This window comes from Shewanella sp. A22, assembly GCF_053850585.1.
In genome coordinates this window covers 1-17,938 of sequence record NZ_JBSQBN010000021.1, presented here as the reverse complement: position 1 = coordinate 17,938, position 17,938 = coordinate 1, and the positions used below count along the sequence as shown (strand labels likewise).

General features: G+C 45.3%; 15 protein-coding genes. All 15 read left to right on the top strand.

Going from position 1 to position 17,938, the window contains the following annotated elements:
* Window position 1 precedes the first annotated feature (1 nt).
* The 15 genes from ACWXWT_RS05830 (at window position 2) to ACWXWT_RS05760 (ending at window position 17,528) form a co-directional block, all read left to right on the top strand.
* Window positions 2-1,561, top strand: coding sequence for a phage portal protein (locus tag ACWXWT_RS05830; protein ID WP_456040681.1), 1,560 nt, complete (start codon window positions 2-4; stop codon window positions 1,559-1,561).
* Window positions 1,482-3,548, top strand: coding sequence for a ClpP-like prohead protease/major capsid protein fusion protein (locus ACWXWT_RS05825; RefSeq protein WP_456040680.1), 2,067 nt, complete (start codon window positions 1,482-1,484; stop codon window positions 3,546-3,548). Before ACWXWT_RS05830 ends, ACWXWT_RS05825 begins: the two co-directional genes overlap by 80 nt.
* A gap of 113 nt (window positions 3,549-3,661) precedes the next feature.
* Window positions 3,662-3,982, top strand: coding sequence for a DUF2190 family protein (locus ACWXWT_RS05820; RefSeq protein ID WP_432367672.1), 321 nt, complete (start codon window positions 3,662-3,664; stop codon window positions 3,980-3,982).
* The gene (locus ACWXWT_RS05815) at window positions 3,975-4,280 is read left to right on the top strand and encodes a hypothetical protein (RefSeq protein WP_456040679.1); all 306 of its coding nucleotides are present in this window, start codon (window positions 3,975-3,977) and stop codon (window positions 4,278-4,280) included. The genes ACWXWT_RS05820 and ACWXWT_RS05815 overlap by 8 nt, the downstream gene beginning before the upstream one ends.
* A gap of 9 nt (window positions 4,281-4,289) precedes the next feature.
* Entirely contained in the window at window positions 4,290-4,841 is a 552-nt protein-coding gene (locus ACWXWT_RS05810; protein WP_456040678.1) for a hypothetical protein, read from the top strand.
* A gap of 24 nt (window positions 4,842-4,865) precedes the next feature.
* Complete coding sequence (locus ACWXWT_RS05805) at window positions 4,866-5,291, top strand: hypothetical protein (RefSeq protein WP_456040677.1); 426 nt, start codon at window positions 4,866-4,868, stop codon at window positions 5,289-5,291.
* The gene (locus tag ACWXWT_RS05800; protein ID WP_456040676.1) at window positions 5,288-6,007 is read left to right on the top strand and encodes a phage tail tube protein; all 720 of its coding nucleotides are present in this window, start codon (window positions 5,288-5,290) and stop codon (window positions 6,005-6,007) included. The genes ACWXWT_RS05805 and ACWXWT_RS05800 overlap by 4 nt, the downstream gene beginning before the upstream one ends.
* Before the next feature lie 218 nt (window positions 6,008-6,225).
* Window positions 6,226-7,005 (top strand): phage antirepressor KilAC domain-containing protein, encoded by a 780-nt coding sequence (locus tag ACWXWT_RS05795; protein WP_456040675.1) that lies wholly within the window; start codon window positions 6,226-6,228, stop codon window positions 7,003-7,005.
* Window positions 7,006-7,084: 79 nt separating this feature from the next.
* Window positions 7,085-11,344 carry a phage tail tape measure protein gene (locus tag ACWXWT_RS05790; protein WP_456040674.1) on the top strand — a complete coding sequence of 1,420 codons (4,260 nt, stop codon included), beginning with the start codon at window positions 7,085-7,087 and terminating at the stop codon, window positions 11,342-11,344.
* A gap of 43 nt (window positions 11,345-11,387) precedes the next feature.
* Window positions 11,388-11,765 carry a hypothetical protein gene (locus ACWXWT_RS05785; RefSeq protein WP_456040673.1) on the top strand — a complete coding sequence of 126 codons (378 nt, stop codon included), beginning with the start codon at window positions 11,388-11,390 and terminating at the stop codon, window positions 11,763-11,765.
* Window positions 11,766-11,799: 34 nt separating this feature from the next.
* On the top strand, window positions 11,800-14,214 hold the full coding sequence (locus ACWXWT_RS05780; protein ID WP_456040672.1) for a hypothetical protein: 2,415 nt from the start codon (window positions 11,800-11,802) through the stop codon (window positions 14,212-14,214).
* Window positions 14,215-14,289: 75 nt separating this feature from the next.
* Complete coding sequence (locus tag ACWXWT_RS05775) at window positions 14,290-15,210, top strand: hypothetical protein (protein ID WP_456040671.1); 921 nt, start codon at window positions 14,290-14,292, stop codon at window positions 15,208-15,210.
* Complete coding sequence (locus ACWXWT_RS05770; protein ID WP_456040670.1) at window positions 15,203-15,505, top strand: hypothetical protein; 303 nt, start codon at window positions 15,203-15,205, stop codon at window positions 15,503-15,505. The genes ACWXWT_RS05775 and ACWXWT_RS05770 overlap by 8 nt, the downstream gene beginning before the upstream one ends.
* A 4-nt stretch (window positions 15,506-15,509) precedes the next feature.
* Window positions 15,510-17,282, top strand: coding sequence for a hypothetical protein (locus ACWXWT_RS05765; protein WP_456040669.1), 1,773 nt, complete (start codon window positions 15,510-15,512; stop codon window positions 17,280-17,282).
* 33 nt (window positions 17,283-17,315) lie between these two features.
* Window positions 17,316-17,528 (top strand): hypothetical protein, encoded by a 213-nt coding sequence (locus ACWXWT_RS05760; protein ID WP_137225401.1) that lies wholly within the window; start codon window positions 17,316-17,318, stop codon window positions 17,526-17,528.
* Window positions 17,529-17,938: the final 410 nt, after the last annotated feature.

Here is a 17,938-nt window from a genome sequence, read left to right as displayed (position 1 = left end):
TATGAGCATTATTAACGATGCACTATCGTATTTATCCCCTGGCTGGGCGCTAAAGCGACAGGCAGCCGCAATGAGTTATCGCAACCTTAAAGGTTACGAAGCTGCCAGCCCAAGCCGAACTCACAAAGCCAATAAAGAGGGACGCGGCGCAAATCAAGCGGTATTTGCTGCAGGTAAAAGCTTGCGCGAACAGGCGCGATGGTTAGACGAAAACCACGACCTCAGTATTGGTATTTTAGACCGGATGGAAGAACGGGTAATTGGTGCGCAGGGCATTGTGGTTGAGCCACAGCCCCGCAGCATTAGTGGTGAAATACTCGACGAACTGGCCAATGATATTCAGCGTCGTTTTGCTGCGTGGTCATTAAAGCCTGACGTAACAGGGCGCTACACACGGCCAGAGCTTGAACGTTTAGTGTTACGTACCGCATTGCGCGACGGTGAAGTATTCGGCCATCAAGTGCGTGGCAAGGTGGCTAAGTTTGGTCATCCCAACCCGCAAGGCACGCAATACAGTATTGAAGCGTTAGAGCCTGATTACATTCCGTTTGAACTTAACGATGTATCAACCCGCGTTCGACAAGGGTTAGAGGTTAATGGTTGGGGGCAGGTGGTTAATTACCATGTGTTGTTTGATCACCCGTCTGACCAAATTGGCTTTCGCTACAAAACTAAAGCCGTACCCGCAAGTAACATGCTGCATCTTGGCATGTTTAAGCGTTTGCACCAGCTGCGCGGTATCAGTATTTTTCACGGCATTTTAACCCGCCTTGGCGACATTAAAGATTATGAGGAATCTGAACGGGTAGCTGCGCGTATTGCTGCAGCGTTAGCTTTTTACATTAAACGCGGTGACGCCAGTATGTTTGGCCTAGATGGTGATGCTAAGGCTGACCGTGAAATAAACATTGCACCAGGCATGACCTTTGATGATCTCGCTGTTGGTGAAGACGTCGGCATGATTGAGTCAAATCGCCCCAACGTGCATTTGGTCGATTTTCGTAATGGCCAGTTAAAAGCCTGTGCCGCGGGTACCCGCGGTAGTTACTCGAGCATTGCCCGTGATTATCAAGGCAGTTACTCAAGCCAGCGCCAAGAGCTAGTTGAGCAAGACGAGTCGAACCGCATTATGCAGCAATGGTTTTGTGCCGGTTGGGCGCGGCCTGCGTTTCGTAACTGGTTGGAAATGGAGTTAATGAACAAGCAAGACCCTATAACCCTGCCGCCAGACCTAGACACCCGCACCTTGTTTGATGCTGTGTATTACGGGCCCACCATGCCATGGATTGACCCCCGCAAAGAATCCCAAGGTTGGGAAATGATGATAGCCGGTAATGCCGCAACCGAGGCTGATTGGGCGCGAGCCCGTGGCCGTAACCCAAGCGAAGTTAAACGCCAACGTCAACGTGAGCTGAAGTTTAACCGCGAAAACGACATGGTTACGGGTAACGACCCAGAGCCACAAAACGGAGAAACCCCAAGTGAAAAAGACCAAACTAAGTCTAGCCGTGGCCGCCATGATGCTAATGCCAAGCGCATCAGCGAGCTTGACCGAGAGTAAAGAAAAACGCGGTATCTACAGCATGAAAGGTGCTGCAAATGGCGTGGTCGAATTGATTTTATATGGCGATGTTGGCTGGGATTTTACCGCCAAACAAATCGCCACTGACCTACGCGCTATGGGCAAGGTGTCGCAGATTAACGCTTACATTCAATCTGGTGGCGGCGATGTGATGGACGGCATGGCCATTTATAACATTCTTGCGCGTTGGCCTTGCCAAAAGTCGATTTGTATTGAGTCGGTTGCTGCTTCTATGGCCAGTGTTATTTGCATGGCATTCGATACCGTGATTATGCCGTCTAATGCCTTTTTGATGATCCATAGCAATTGGGGCGGTGCAGTTGGTACCGCCGATGATTTACGTGAATACGCAGACTTGCTTGATAAGTGGCGCTCAAGTATGGGCAAGGCTTATCAAGATAAAGCCGGCGGCAAGTTAAGTGATGAACAGCTAGGACAATTTTTTAAAGAAGACACTTGGTTGTCTGCACAAGAAGCGGTTGATCTTGGGCTAGCAGATGAAGTGATAGAACCGATGCAAATGGCTGCATCAATTAATTTTAAACGACTGAAGGACTTTAATAATATGCCTAAAGCATTACAAACCCTGCTAGCACAACAGGGCAATATCGGTGCTACCACCCCCAATTCGCCTGCGCCAGCAGCTAATCCACCAACACCCGCTGCATCGGTACCAGCACCCGCGGCACCGTCGCAAGCTGATATTCAAGCTGCGGCTAAGGCAATGAACAAGACGCGTATCGACGGTATTAATGCTGCATTTGTTCATTTTCCGCAATTAGCTGAACTTAAAAACAGCTGTATTGCCAATGATGATATTGACGCAGACAAAGCCAAAGACATGATTTTGGCTAAGTTGGGTGAAAACACTACGCCGTGTGCTGTGCTGCCTCGCACGACGATTCACTCGAGCAACGGTAACATTGTGGGTGATTCAATTCGTGCCCAGCTATTAACCCGTGCAGGTCACGCAGAGCGTGAGGCATCAAATGCTTATGCTAGTTATAACTTGCGCGATCTTGCCCGTGCCTCATTAACGGATCGTGGTATTGGGGTGTCTGGCATGAATCCTTTGCAAATGGTGGGGTTAGCGTTTACTCATACCTCATCTGACTTTGGCAACATCTTGTTAGATATCGCTAATAAGTCAGTATTAATGGGTTGGGAAACTGCCGAAGAAACCTTTGAGCGCTGGACTAAAAAAGGTCAGTTAGGTGATTTTAAAATTGCCCAGCGTGTCGGCCTTGGTGACTTCAACAGCTTGCGTAAAGTGCGTGAAGGTGCAGAGTATAAGTACGTGACAGTGGGGGATCATGCACAACAAATTGCATTAGCAACCTATGGCGAACTGTTCTCTATTACTCGTCAAGCTATCATCAATGATGATATGAGCATGTTAACCGACATTCCAATGAAAATGGGCTTTGCAGCTAAAGGCACAATTGGTGATTTGGTTTATGCGGTGCTTACGCAAAACCCAAAAATGGCAGATGGAAAAGCCTTGTTCCATGCCGACCACGGTAACTTAGGTTCTGGTGCGCCAAGTGTCGCGGCGATTGATGCTAACCGCATGTTAATGCGTAAGCAAAAATCGGGTAATCGTAGTTTAAATATTCGTCCTGAATTTGTGTTGTGCCCTGTAGGGCTAGAAACCACAATGAACCAGATCATCAAGTCTAGTTCAGTTAAAGGCGCTGATGTTAATGCGGGTATTGCTAACCCTATCCAAAACTTTGCTGAAGTGATTGCTGAACCTCGTTTAGATGATAGCAGCGATAAACAATGGTTCCTTGCTGCTGGTAAAGGGCGCGACACCATTGAAGTGGCTTACCTTGACGGTATCGACACACCTTACATTGAACAGCAACAAGGTTTCACCATTGATGGTGTCGCAACCAAAGTGCGTATTGATGCGGGTGTAGCACCGCTTGACCATCGTGGATTGGTTAAATCAACTGGTGTGTAACTCAGTCGTAAACCTCATGCCTTTTGCAACAAAAGGGCCGCTAACTTTTATTAAGTAGCGGCCTTTTTAATGTCCGGCTTTTAATAATCAGCAATTCTTATCGGGAATGAATTATGAAAAATTGTGTATCAGATGGTAATACCATCGACTTTATCGCCACTGCGGCTGTCGCCAGTGGTGAGCCAGTATTGTTGGGTAAAGTAGTTGTCGTGTCTTTGGGTGCGGTAGCCGTTGGTGAACCTGGTGTGGGTGCAGCCGAAGGTGTGTTCGAACTGCCTAAAGTGGAAGCCGACGACATTGGCCAAGGCGCCCAAGTTTACCTTAAAGCAGATGGCACCATTACCTCAACCGCATCGGGCAACACCTTAGCGGGTAAAGCGTGGGCTGCGGCTGGCAATCCAAGCACCACGGTATGGGTAAAAATCAATGCCTAGTGTTAACGAACGCATAGCGGCCAAGCTTGCGCGTGCGTTCACTAAACTGGCACAACCGTGCCAGTTTATCCCTAGCGCTGGCCAAGCCCCATTCAGTCGAAGTGTTCACCTGCCGCCAACCGAAATAGATCGCAGTAATGAATACATACAAGAACCGATAGCCCTCGCTGAGTTTTTACAGCAAGAAGGCGCGGCAATGGCTGATGATGTGTTTGAGGTAAACAACAAGCAATACCGACTCACCCAGCTTCACGAGCGTGATGAAATAACGGTGAGCTTTGTTTATTTAGAGCTTTAAGGACAAAGTATGGCGTTATCGATAACAGGGTTTAAAGAAGTTGATGCAGAGATTAAACGTATCCGTGCAGCTCAGGCGCCGATTATTGCTAAAGCAATTGGTGATACTGTTAAGTTCGGTAATAAACTTGTTGTAGATGAGATTTTTAACAAATACGGCTTTAAGTCTAAGTCGTATGTTGAAAGCCTTGTGAGTTACAGCATCAACCCCCAGACACTAGAAGGGATTATCAGTTCTAGTTATAGGCCAACCTCGTTAACTCGATTCGCTACTCCTCGAAATACAGGGTATATGGTTAATACAATCAGAGCCAAAAATGTTTGGTTTAAAGGTGCTTTTACTTTTATTGGTAAAAACGGTAATCAAGTAATGATGAGCCGCAAAAAGGGTGACAACTCTTGGCGCTATTTAGATAAAGCAAGGGCAGAAAAAGCCGGAACAAAAGTACCAGATCCTTTGTACGGCCCATCTGTCGGGAAAAGCTTTGGCTATCTGCGTGACGACTTAGAGCCACCAATCATTAAGCATCTTCGCGAACGATACGGACATCACGCTAAGTAACAACCGCCCTGTTAAGAGGTCCCCATGATCCAAACCATTTTAAACCGCTTACAGTTGGTTGACGGTGCAACTGTGCGCGAAGGCTTTTATGCCCAAGGGCTTGCAAGAGAATCACAGTTTATTTTTTTGCAGCCTTATACCGATTTATTCGGCGCTAAAAATGGCATTAACCAATTTCGCGACGACTTAACCTTACAAGTGGTTGCGGGTATTAATCTGAGTAAATCAACCAACCCCACCGCCGAGCTAATCAATTTAGTTCGCAACATTCGCAGCGCATTCTTTAAAGACGAACGTAATACCGAAAAACCGTCATGGCTACCCAAAGCTATTACGTTTAAAGAGTCCGAGGCTTGTAAATATATTATGCCCGAAGCCCATGAAAAACATGGATTAGCGGTCATCACTTTAACCTTAATTCATACAGTACCATTCGGAGAAAAACTATGAGCGAGACAGTAGTAGAGAGCTATATCGGCTCTGGCATCGTGTATGTCAACAGCCGCGATGTGGGTAACGCCAGCGGCGTGAAAATTGCTATCGAGCAAGAAACCAAAGAGCAACCGAATTATCGCGGTGGTGGCGGTAACAATGCTGAAATCACCGTGGTTAAATCGGTTAACTTATCCATGACGCTGAATGACTTTAGCAATGCCAACTTAGCGTTAGCGCTGCGCGGTAAAATTGACGTGTTAACCGCTGAATCCGTTACTGATGAAGCCGTCATTGCCGTGCTAGATGGCTTAGCTGATACCGTTAAAATGATTGATACCGAGATTCCGGCGGTGGTTACCGATAGTACAGGCAGCACAACTTACGATGTGAATGACGATTATATTGTCAGTGCTGCGGGTATTCGGGCATTAAGCTCGGGTGCCATTGCTGCAGGTGAATCACTTAAAGTCACTTACACCAGTAAAGCCGGTAATGCGCTGCAAGCGCTGGTTGAGTCTGGCGAAGAAGTGAAGGTGGTCGTTGACGGTATTAACGACGTAACCGGCAAGCCAAGCGTGCTTAAGTTTTACCGCTGGAAGCCTACCCCAACATCGGGCCTAGACTTAATTGGCGACGACTTCGGTTCATTCGACATCGAAGGCGGCGTACTAGCCGACAGCAGCATTGTTGCCACAGGTAAGTCTAAGTTCTTTGTGCGAAGTGCAGCGTAGTTGAAACAAAAGCCCACTAACTATGTAGTGGGCTTTTTTAATCATCAATAACTTAACGTAATCGAGCTTGCCTCCCTACAAATTGCTCACGGCTTTATGTTGCCTAAAGGGGAGTATAAAAAAGGGATAACAGGAAAGGACATAAAACAAAGCCCCAACTGCGAAGACAGTCGAGGCTTAAGCATTAACACAAATTGTAAATAAGCAAAGGATTTACCATGCAGACTATAGCAAATAGTACAAAAAAAATGCAACCAGAATTAGCAGCTAATATTGTAACCTGCCAAAGCGGAGTGCCTGTTACCACATCGCTAGCCATTGCTGAGGGTGTGGGTAATACCCATAAAACAGTGATTCAATTAATTCGCAAAAATTTTGATGATTTACAGGAGTTCGGAAGGGTCGCATTTGAAATGCTACCCTTTGACACCGCTGGCGGCTGTCAAAATCGTGAAGTTGCCATCCTCAACGAGCAGCAAGCCACATTGTTAATTAGCTTTATGCGTAACATTGGTGTGGTAAAGGTGTTTAAAAAGAATTTAGTTAAAGCGTTTTTTGATATGAGAGATCGCCTTAATCAACGCCAACCCCATATTGACCCAATGGAAGCCTTGCGCGACCCAGCGGTAATGCGCGGTTTGTTGTTAGGGTATTCGGAAAAGGTGATTGGGCTTGAAGATCAGTTAAAAGTCACTCAGCCCAAAGCCGATGCGCTAGACCGTCTGGCCACAGCTGATGGCAGCTTGTGTATTACCGATGCGGCTAAACAATTACAAGTACGCCCTAAAGATTTGTTTTTATTGCTGCAATGTAAAAAGTGGATTTACCGCCGCCAAGGCTCTAGCTGGCTAGGTTACCAAGACAAAATACAACAAGCATTAGTTGAGCATAAAGTTACCGAAGTTGAACACAGCAGCGGCCTATGCAAAGTGTCTACCCAAGTACGCATCACAATGAAAGGCTTGGCCAAGCTTTCGGGGAGTATGCTTAATGGTTAACTTTCTCCCCACATTATTGATTAAAAGCCTGAATTGCTCAGGCTTTTTTTATGTCTGCAATTTGTTATAAGGAAAGCCCATGAGCTTTAAAGACCAAGTCATTAACCTGATTATTCAGGGCAAAGATTTATTTTCCAGCGAAGCCAAGAAGTCTGAAAAGGCATTAGCTGAACTTGCAGCACAAAGCGAAAAACTGAATGCTGAGCTGGATGATTTAAAGCGCCAAGAAGCGGCGGTTAATGCCATTGATGGGCTAACTGCATCAATTAGAAAAGGCGAAAAAGCCTATGTTGATAATGCCGTTGCATTAGACAACCTTAAAAAAGAACAAAAACAAGTTGCTGTAGAGGCAAAGCAGCTTGATGCGGCGCAGGTTGCTGCGGCTAATTCTACCGCGCGTATTGAAACTGAATACAACCAAGCGGTGGATGAGTTAGCAAAGTATGATAACCAGCTAAAGCTAGCAAGTGCTGAGGTTGATAAGCTAACCGCAACCCAAAATAAAGGCGCTCAAGCTAGTCAGTCGCAAGCGTTAGCATTAGCAAAAGCCAAAGATGATTTGCAAAAGCTAGATGCAGCCCAAAAAAGCACGGCAACTAGCGCAACCCGTTTAGCTACAGAACTGGAACAAGAAACTGCTGAGCTGAAAAAAATCAGCAGCGAAGTTGACAAAGCCGGCCAGAAAAAAGGCGAGTATGCGCTTAAGGTTAAAAGCGCCAGTTCCGAATTAACCAAGCTTGGAAGAAGTCTAAACAGTAACAAAACGGAGTTAGACAAGCAGCAAGCGGTGCTGAATAAAGCCGGCATTGATATGGGCAAGCTGGCTGATGCCAGCAAAGACCTAAAAACCAAACAAGCCGCCGCGGAGCAAGCCTTAAAAGGGGTGAACGACAAGTTAGGCCAGCATGATAAGTTACTTGTTAGCAGCCAGAAATCAGCGGGCGCAGCCAATAAACAAACCTTAATTACCACTAAAGCCATTAATGCGTTAGCGAAAGCCTATGCTGTTTTGCTATCTGCCCAAACGGCTATTCAGTCTGTTCGTTCAAGTGTTGAAGGTTATGGTGAACTAGAGTCGGCAATCACTAAAGTTGAAAAAACCACAGGTAATGCCCGTGAGGCCGTTGTTAAAATGGCGGCTGAGCTTAAAGACTTGGGCGAAAATGTTACCCCTACTAGCACAAATGAATTGTTGCGCATGGCTGAGGTTGCAGGCCAGTTAGGCACTAAGTCTACGGAAGATATTTTAAACTTAGTCGCTGCGGCTGATGCCCTTGGTTTATCAACCAACTTAGCGGGTGATGAAGCGGCCACTATGCTTGCGCGTATTTTGGGGATGACACAAGAGGGAATTCCACAAATACAAAACCTGTCTTCTTCTGTGGTCGCGTTAGGTAATGATTTTGCCGTTACTGAGGCTGACATTGTCAGCATGACCAAAGAAATTGTTACTGGTACCCGTGAAATCAATTTAGGTTCTGCTGCTTCTGCTGCATTTGGTGTCACCCTTGCAGAGTTAGGTCAACCCGCAGAACGTTCACGTACGGCTATTCAAAAATTAGGTGCCGCAATTAATGAGGCCAGTAAGAAAGGCGGCGATGATTTAGAACTGCTGACTAAAATTACCGGCCAAACGGCTGACCAAATTGAAAAAGATTTAGGCGATGCACCTGAAAAGGTATTGGTTAAATTCCTTGAAGGGTTAAAGCGTGTTAAGTCTGAGGGTGGGCTAGTTTCTGATGCGCTTAAGTCGATGGGCATTGAAGGTGTGGAAGCAACGAGTGTGCTCAGTGTATTAGCTGATGGTACAGACCGTTTGAAAACGGCGTTAGAATTATCTAACAAAGCCTATATTGCCGGCGACTACCACATGAAGGAAGCCGCTAAAGCTTATGCAGATCAGTCAGCGGCTATTGGTCGCTTAGAAAACAAATTCCACGCACTAACAACAAGTATTGGTGAGGCGTTTTCTGACGAAGTTGATACCGCTATACGGGCAACCAGCGATGCAATTGATGCAGTAGATGAAAACGTTATTCAACTGATGGAACGCATACCAGAGCTAGCCAATGGCTTTGTAGATTTACTCGCTGATATTAATAATTTTGCGGCAGGGACTGATGAGTCTTTTAGCTCATTAGAGTACACATTGGATGCGTTTGCTGCTGGCTTGAACGCCATCAGCATAACCGTTAATTCGCTGGCGTTAGAATTAAGCGATATGAATGTGGCCACGCTTGAAGCGCTGCGTTCGGCAAGTAAATTATCTGGTGTTGAGTTTGTTACAGCCAAGCAAGTTGAAGACGCTAAAAGTCGCAGCGCGAGCATTGCTGCGTCAATAAAGCGTGATAGTGAAGATATCATTGCGCTTAATAAACGCATGAATGGTGAGTCTTCAATTGCTTATGAAGGTTTAATTAAAACCACAGTAAAATACAAAGATGCACTTAAACAGTTATCAATAGAACAGCGCAATCAGATAAACGACATTCTATTATCTGGCACTTATAACAAAGACCTTGAAACTACCTACCGAGAACTTACGGCTGCTTTAGTGCGGGCTAATCGCGAAACTGAAATTGAAGCTCAATTAAAAGCGAAGGCGGCTGAAGCCAGTAAGAAAAAAGCTGAAGAAGATAGAAAAGCAGCTGATGCGGTAGCTGAACATGCTGATGATCTCGCTAAGCTAAGCACCAATACGTTGACGTATGCAGAGGCGATCGCTGATGTAGAGGTAAGGCAAAAATCATTAAATGAGCTTTATGCAAAAGGTGTGATCTCTGCTGAGGGTTTGGCTAAAGCATCCGAGTTACTAAAGGACTCGCTTAAAGGTTATTCAAGCGAGGTTGATGCAAGCAATGCCAGCGCGGCAACGCAAACTGAAGTAACCGATCAGTTTATTGCTAAACGCAAAGCGCTACAGGCCCAATATGAACAAGGGTTGTTAACCGAAAAAGAACTGACTATATCGCAACAAGAATTAGCCAGCGCTTATGACAAAACAGTTAATGAGGTCAACTTAGCAACGTCGGCTGCAGGCTTACTGTCTGACGAGCAGTTAGGTTTGCAAGAAAGCATTATTAGCACTGAAGCTGAAATTCGTAAATTAGAACAAGCCTTAAAAGATGAGAACAAGGCAAGCAATGAACTCATTTTAATAAAAGCCAAGTTAGCCAAGGAAGAAGCAAACTTAGCCGACATAAAACGAGAGTCCATTGAACTTTCTAAGATAGAAAACGCCACTTATGTTGAGCTTCTTGTTTTACAGCGTGAGTATGAAACGCAATTAGAAATACTCGACCGCAACTTTAGAGCGGGTTTGCTAACCAAGCAAGAGTATGACGCTCAATCTAAGGCTTTAGGTAAAACCCTTGACGAGCTAAATAAGGTGGTAGGTGAGACTAGCAAAAAGGAGGCAGAGCTTACCGATGTTACTAAAGCTAACACCGATGCAGTAAAGGAAAACACCGAGGCAAATAATGCCAATAGCAAGTCATTAGAGGAGCAAGCAGGTAAGTTAGTTGATATTAGGGTGGCTACAGTAGCACATAGAAGTGTGCTGCAAGATACCGGAAAAACCTACGTTGATACTGCCGCCAGTGCTGATGTGTTGATACAACGCATTAAAGAAATGGGCAACATTCAAACGGCTTATTTGGCTGGTGAAAGTAAGCGGCGATACAGTGAGTTGCAATCATCGTTAGCCATTAGGCGCCAAATTGATGACATTGAAACCAGCACATATAGCTTAGCTGAGCTTGATAAAATGGCGGCTAAAGCATCCAATGGCTTATACGGTTTGTCTGGGGTTCAGCTAGAACCTTTAACAAACGCAATTGATAAAGCCCGTGATAAATTTCGTGATCTTGCTGATGAAATTAACGAAACCACAGCTGACATTCAAGACCGACTTGATGCTGCACTGGGTAATGAAAAGGATATTATTCAGCGTAAATTTGCTAGTGAAGTGAAAGAGATAGATAACATGATCGCTCGAGCGCAAGCGTTTGGCGATAGTCAGTTAGTTAACAAACTGCAAAAAAGTCTGCGTGATTTAAAAAAGGCGCAAGACCTTGAGTTAAAAGCTAAAAAATTAGCAGAATCTACCGCGACAGCTACTGCACAAGCCGCAGCAAATACAGCTGCACCCCCAAAAACGGTACAAAACCCAGCTCCCCAAACCCAGCCAAGCACGACCCCAACTGCCGCCGCAACCAGCAGCGACACTGTTGTATTGCAGCTGAAAGTGGGTAACAGCACATTTGATGCACAGGCCAAACGCAGCATTGTGAATGAGTTGGTGGCTGAAATTAAGCGCCTGCAATCAGTAGGTGGTTAGTTTGGCTTGGCAACGTTAGGCACATTAAAGAGTAAGAGGCGCTATGTATAACACCACAATCGACACCATTGTGTTGACCGAGCCATTGCACTGGCTTAACCGCAATAACACCCAGCGAGTATCGGCGAATATGAAGCGGGCACTTAACGGTGCCCCGCATATTCAACAAACCGTCATACCCGCTGGCATTGCATTAGAGCTTGGCAGTAAAAACGGTTGGATGCTGCGCAGTGAGTTTGCACAACTGCAAACCCACGCAGCAAATACACTTACCGAATTTACAATAAACCACGACGGCAGTGACATTAATGTGATGTGGGATAACACCCAAACAAGCGTGATCACGGGTGATGATGTTGACGATCTATTGGGCGGCTATCCGTTACTGACGAACGTGGTATTACGATTTTTAACGCTGTAACTCTTCCTCGCTTATTGATAAACACAGGTGGCCCATGAGCATTACCCGTAATGATTTAAAGATATTTAAACCCGAACAGTTGGGTTCCAGTGACGATGCAGGCGGTCAGCGTACCCGTAACGCCGTTGAGTCGGGCAAGTTGAATGAGTTGTTTACTGCTATTTCTGATATCGACCACGCGCAATCATCACTCGATATTGTTAAGTGTTATCCAGCGTTAGATACCGCAGACACAGATACGTTACTCGATGCCCATGTGTTTATTAGTCAGCCACCCACCGACCCGTTAGTGTCTATGTTATTGGTGGAGGCAGACGCATTAGATGATGAAGACCGCATGGTCGAAATGAAAGAAATTTTAGAATCTTCTGTCACCGCAGGTTCTTTGATTAGGTCTGGCGCACCAGGCTTTTTGCCCAATCAAAACAGTTTTAGCCGCGAGTATTTACAGTCTACGTATATGTTTGACGGCAAAGAGTATCGCAAAACCACCAGTTTACGCGTTGGCCAAGTGATTGCCATTACCGTTGAGTATGCTGGTATTGAAGATGCCGACTGGCCACGTAAAACCCATTACTGCATGGTGACCGATACTAATGCACCAGGTAACAGTGAAGGCAATATTGTATTTGACCCTCCAATCGATTTTGCGACGCCTGAATATAACGTTACGATTAATTCAACGAGCTATTGCACCAAACTGCGACTCACAAACGAAGCTAGCCCGTTAACGTTCCACGGTGTGAGTAAGTTAACTGCCGCGAGTAGCAACAAGAATCTAGCCGTTGCGGCAGTGCAGCAAAACCTATTGCCAGTGGTATTAAGTGAGCAGGTTAAATCAGGCCAAGCCATTAGCGACGGCGACATAGTGCGTAAAACGGTATCGCAAAATGCGACGACAGCACAAAGCTATCAGTTTGCGCTAACCGATGTATTGCAGGGCACCAACATCGCCGTAGATTACACCCCAATCACCAGTTACACATCGGGCGGCATTCAATACGGCAGTGACGATGCTATTGTGGTTGTAAGTAGTGACACGGTAAGTGTGACCTTATCGCGTAAACCTGACCTTAATACCCCTGTGTCGTTGCAATATATTTCTGGGGTGTCCTATCAAAACTATGACAATGCCGATGCGTTTCCTGCTGATCGCGAATTGGTACCAAATACGCTAACAGGTAGTGTTTATTATCAAAGCAGCAAGTATCAATTTGTTGAACGTGATGGTGTACTTTTTACTGTATATGCAATTACTGAAACCCGTGTTGGTATTATTGATTACCAAGCTGGAGTCGTCACGCTTGAGTCGGGTATGAGCAACTTAACGTTTGCGGCATTAGTCATTGCGCCAGAGTCTGCCAATGTGGCCACGTTCGTACTGAATGCCAGTGATGCTTTGTTAGATACCTTTTACATGCAAGTGTTTACTGTTGGTGATGTGTTAATCAGTGCCAGTAGTGACAGTAACGGTACCATTGCGGGCACAGGTATTAGCGGCAGCATTGTTAATAACCTGGTGCAGTTGTCGTTTACTCAAGACGTTAAGTTAAGCACCTTGCGGTATGACATTACTGAGCAAGTACGAAACTTACCGCCTGCCGATATTTATGGCCTAAACCCGCTGCGGATCCCCAATGCAGGCGTAGTCGATATTTACCGTGCTTGGGGCACTATTGCTGTGTCGCACACAGACTATCAAAATGTAGTTAGCCCAAGTAATGGCACGGTTATTACGATACGTACTGGCAGTAACTTTGTTGATATTACCGATGCAACTGGCGCCAGTTTGTGGACTGCAACCAGTGACCATTTTACGGTTGATAATGTCGCCGGCACCGTTACATTAAGCAGTGACTTTAGCGGCTTTACTGCGCCGTTTATTTTAAGTGACACCATTAGCGAGTTAGCGTTAGTGACTGCAGTGAACACCAATACAGTTACCATTTCAGCGGCGTTGTCGCGTGAGTACCCTATTGGCTCAAGTGTGGCCAGTGTGCAAATACTCGGTGACTTACAAGCGCGAGTCGGCAAAGTGCGCGACATGACCAGCTGGGCTAATAATTGGGACCTAGACGGTGAGGCTGCCCAAGGTACGTTAAACACAGTTGATTACCCTATTGAGGTCACCAATGCTGCAGCGGTGAATGAAGATTGGGCCTTGGTGTTTACCTCTTCAACCGCGTTTCGTTGTGTAGGTAAGCGTATTGGCCAGATTGCCACAGGTGATACGCTAAACGACTTTGCCCCGATTAACTCGTTAACCAATCAACCGTATTTTGTGCTCCGCTCCGGCGCGTTCGGTGCAGGTTGGAACCCGGGCGAAGCCATTCGCTTTGCTACCGTGGCTAGTGCTAAACCCGTTATGCCTATTCGCACCGTGCAAGCGGGCCACAGCCAAATCAACACCGACCGTGCCGTATTGGCATTTCGCGGTAACGAAGCTTAATTACTTTACATAAAAACTATTTATTAAATGAGTGCCGACAGCAATGTCGGTACCGCTTTCGCGTGAGGAAAAATCATGGGATTACCAGTAACAGTTTATCGGAATACAGATGTGGGTGCGCCAATCACCATTCAATCAAGGACATCACATTGGATTACTATATTAAAAGCTTGTTTAGTTGATGGATATGGTGATAAATCGCCATTGGGTTGGACGTTGGAGTATGAGGGTGTATATAAAGCAGTATTTAAAAATAAAGTAAGTGATGGTGGTTCAGGTTGTTTCATTAGGGTGTCAGATATAGACGGGTCAAATAGTCAGACAGGTTATACTGACTTTACGATAGCCAAAGTTATGAGTGACGTTGATACGTATGTTGATAAGATACAACTAAGACGGCTTAGAAATTATTACTCTTACGTTACTGGATGGACAATAATCGGCACAAGCCGAGGTTTTTGGATAATGCAAGAGGCGACGCCAAGTGGAACTATTGATAGTGTACAACTAAACTTTATCGGTAAGCTTTTTATGGGTGATATTGATAGTTTAATACCAAATGATAATAACCCATTTGGTATACTCAGTGGTGTTTCAACAACAGGTGATTCAACTGCAATTATATCTGACTCTATTATAGGGTCTAGCCCCGCTTTATATCTAACTTGCCTTGGTGCTGATGGAACCAATGACAAACATCAATATGGTTATGATCTATCATTCAAAAATACACTAAGTGATGGGGGCGATATATTAACTACTGATGTACCAGCTATATTACAAAGACCTATGTTAAGTTCTCTTGGCGGTAACGGTAACCCTGCATTTGGTATGGTTAGGGGTTTTATACCGGGGTTATATGAGTTACAACATGCGGGTGGTAGAACTTTACCATTACCTTTAATTAGAACGTTTGATGGTGAGGATTACCAAGCTATTGTTGGTCGCTATAGTCCTGTCTTATGGATCAAAATATCTGGTAACTGGTATGAATAGTGTAATATTTGTTAGTGTGATTAATGCTCGATCACAGATTATAAATCAGGCCATACTTAATGTTGATGTTGATATTGACGCAGAAAGATTAGTTGTATTAGACCGAGTATACTTGACCACACTTGTTAATAAACAGATTGCGGCAAGCACTTTTAAAATCATGCTACCGTCAAAATATATGATCGATTCAAATTTATTAGTTGGCATAATAGATGATGACGGTGAGTACAATTGTCAATTCATAGATGGTGTTAGTGCAGAGGTAATTGACGGGAACGCTGAGTATAGGGTGTAGTCACATGACTGTTATTCGTTTTACACAACCTTGGCCAACTGCGACTTCACCAATAACCATTCGCTTTGGTGGTGACATTGACCCCAAACCACCCATTAGCCAACCTTTACTAGGTATTGATTTAGGTGTTACCTGGCAACCGCCATTACTCGCTGCCTATGACCACCGATTAGCTAATGCCAGTGAACGTCTAGGTAATCAAGTTCAGTTAGGTGTGCTATCTAATCCTGCAACAGACTACTGCGTAAAAACTCAATGGCAAAATAAACCACTGACTCAACGCCAAACAGTAATGCATTATGCTGGCTATGCGTTAACTGAGTTAACCGTAACTTGGCAGTGGTTTGTCGCGCCGAGTTTTGAACAAAGCGTGACATTGCCTTGGCTGGTACTGAATCAGCACAGCACAATTATGTCTGTAGATTGGCAAGTAACACCAACGCTGAATGCGCTGCAGGCTAATATCAATTGGTGTGATGGTGCCGAGTTAGTTAACGACATCACTACGGCTTACAGCTATGGCAATGTCAGACTAATACAACCTAGCATTGCTTGGGGGCCACATACCGCCAGTTGGATTTGCTCAACTCGTTATCGACCACCTACGGGCAAAGTCACAATTCGCTTTAGTGAGCCTTGGGCCAGTTCAACAAGCCCTTTGCAATTGCGTTTTACTGCATCGCCCAACTATTGTTATTTTGACGATGGTGGCGGTTTAGTTGATGCCAACCCAAGTTTACCCAGCCTTGATTTTGAAACCCCCATTGAACCTCAACTGCGCAGGTATTATTTAATGCAGCCAACTATTACGTGTGTGCGGGTGTCTGACGACGTACCGATTGTGATCAGCAATATCAGTATTAGTCGCAGCCGTGGCCAGTGGGCCAGTTCAGTGAGTATCGATTTTTCAAGCCGCATCGATGCCAGCCGTGCAGAAAACCAATTACTCAAAGTCGGTATTAACGGCTATGAGTTTTTTGTATTGGTTGAACAAACCAGCGTGAGCAAAGTGTTTGGTAATGAAACGTATCGTGGAACGGGACGCAGCCGCAGCGCCGAATTGGCCACGCCATACGTATTGCCGATAAGCTATACCAATGCAACATCACGAAGCTTTGCGGGTTTACTCACTGACATGCTGCAATTCACTGGTTGGACAATTGCGCTTAATGGCATCGTTGATTTTAACGTACCTGCAGGCGCCTTTAGCGTTGGCAATAAATCGCCCATCGATGCAGTGCAAGAAGCCGTTGCCCAATTGGGTTGCATGCTGTTATCTAATGATGAAACCAAAGCATTAACCGTGGTTCCACGTTGGCCAACCGTGCCTTGGCTAATGGATGGTGTAACACCAGACTTAACCGTGCACGATGCAGTGATCACCAGTTACAGTGAGTCAAAAGAAATCGGTACCGAGTGCAATGTGGTTTGGCTTCGCGGTGAGCAGCAGGGCATTAGCGCAAAAGTAAAACGTGCTGGCACTGCAGGCAATATCGCCGCCGATGACATCAGCGCTCAATTGATTGTTGATAATCAAGCAGCACGAACAGCCGGTACCAACGCACTGGCCGACACGGGCAACAAGCTTAATATCAATATGAGCTTACCGATTATGGCCGACTTACCACCTGCAACACCTGGTATGTTGATTGGTATTCGTGAAGGTGTTGATGTGTTCAAAGGTACGTGCGATTCAGTGACGATCAATGCATCGGTTAGCGACACAGGCGACATCGATGTAGAGCAAACTATCACCGTCGTTCGTCACGTTGCATAAGCGGTTGTATTAAAACCAGCATAAGGAATCGTAATGTTAAAGCAGTTACAACAAAGCCTAAGTGCCCCGCGTACTATCATGACGATTAACGCGGTCAACACAGACGGCACCGTCACCGCCAGCACTGCCAGCAACCATACTCAACGAGTCATCGGGTCAGGCAGTATTGGCGATCACATCTACGTCCAAGACGGCAGAGTGCTAGGGACAGCACCTGATTTGGCGTTTGTAGAGATAGAGGTTTAGTAAGTAACGCAGATGAACACAGGTTATTTATGCATTAATCTTTGAATAAAGCCGTAGAAATACGCAAACCTTGCCATTACAAATCAATAAGATACCTTACCTATTCAGTACGGTTTATTTCTACGCTTTTAGATTACTACATTGAATTTAAAAACAATTAACTCTCACTCCAAAACCGATGGTTGCGAGTTCGAGTCTTGCCACCCCTGCCAAATTTAGAAGGCCTAGCAGAAATGCTAGGCCTTTGTCTTTTCTATTATTAATGTCTTAATATTATACCAATCCCATTAAATATCTGGTCAGTTCAGAGTCTCTCAGGTTTTTCAATTCAAGGCACATTGATGTAGAAATGGTTGTTCCCTTTTAAATCGATGTAACACAGAAGTGGAATACCTGAGAGACTCCATTCT

What these genes read in the sequence shown, in the direction of transcription:
- ACWXWT_RS05830 (WP_456040681.1), top strand. Translation starts at nt 2, where the DNA reads ATGAGCATTATTAACGATGCACTATCGTATTTATCCCCTGGCTGGGCG.
- ACWXWT_RS05820 (WP_432367672.1), top strand. Translation starts at nt 3,662, where the DNA reads ATGAAAAATTGTGTATCAGATGGTAATACCATCGACTTTATCGCCACT.
- ACWXWT_RS05815 (WP_456040679.1), top strand. Translation starts at nt 3,975, where the DNA reads ATGCCTAGTGTTAACGAACGCATAGCGGCCAAGCTTGCGCGTGCGTTC.
- ACWXWT_RS05810 (WP_456040678.1), top strand. Translation starts at nt 4,290, where the DNA reads ATGGCGTTATCGATAACAGGGTTTAAAGAAGTTGATGCAGAGATTAAA.
- ACWXWT_RS05805 (WP_456040677.1), top strand. Translation starts at nt 4,866, where the DNA reads ATGATCCAAACCATTTTAAACCGCTTACAGTTGGTTGACGGTGCAACT.
- ACWXWT_RS05800 (WP_456040676.1), top strand. Translation starts at nt 5,288, where the DNA reads ATGAGCGAGACAGTAGTAGAGAGCTATATCGGCTCTGGCATCGTGTAT.
- ACWXWT_RS05795 (WP_456040675.1), top strand. Translation starts at nt 6,226, where the DNA reads ATGCAGACTATAGCAAATAGTACAAAAAAAATGCAACCAGAATTAGCA.
- ACWXWT_RS05790 (WP_456040674.1), top strand. Translation starts at nt 7,085, where the DNA reads ATGAGCTTTAAAGACCAAGTCATTAACCTGATTATTCAGGGCAAAGAT.
- ACWXWT_RS05785 (WP_456040673.1), top strand. Translation starts at nt 11,388, where the DNA reads ATGTATAACACCACAATCGACACCATTGTGTTGACCGAGCCATTGCAC.
- ACWXWT_RS05780 (WP_456040672.1), top strand. Translation starts at nt 11,800, where the DNA reads ATGAGCATTACCCGTAATGATTTAAAGATATTTAAACCCGAACAGTTG.
- ACWXWT_RS05775 (WP_456040671.1), top strand. Translation starts at nt 14,290, where the DNA reads ATGGGATTACCAGTAACAGTTTATCGGAATACAGATGTGGGTGCGCCA.
- ACWXWT_RS05770 (WP_456040670.1), top strand. Translation starts at nt 15,203, where the DNA reads ATGAATAGTGTAATATTTGTTAGTGTGATTAATGCTCGATCACAGATT.
- ACWXWT_RS05765 (WP_456040669.1), top strand. Translation starts at nt 15,510, where the DNA reads ATGACTGTTATTCGTTTTACACAACCTTGGCCAACTGCGACTTCACCA.
- ACWXWT_RS05760 (WP_137225401.1), top strand. Translation starts at nt 17,316, where the DNA reads ATGTTAAAGCAGTTACAACAAAGCCTAAGTGCCCCGCGTACTATCATG.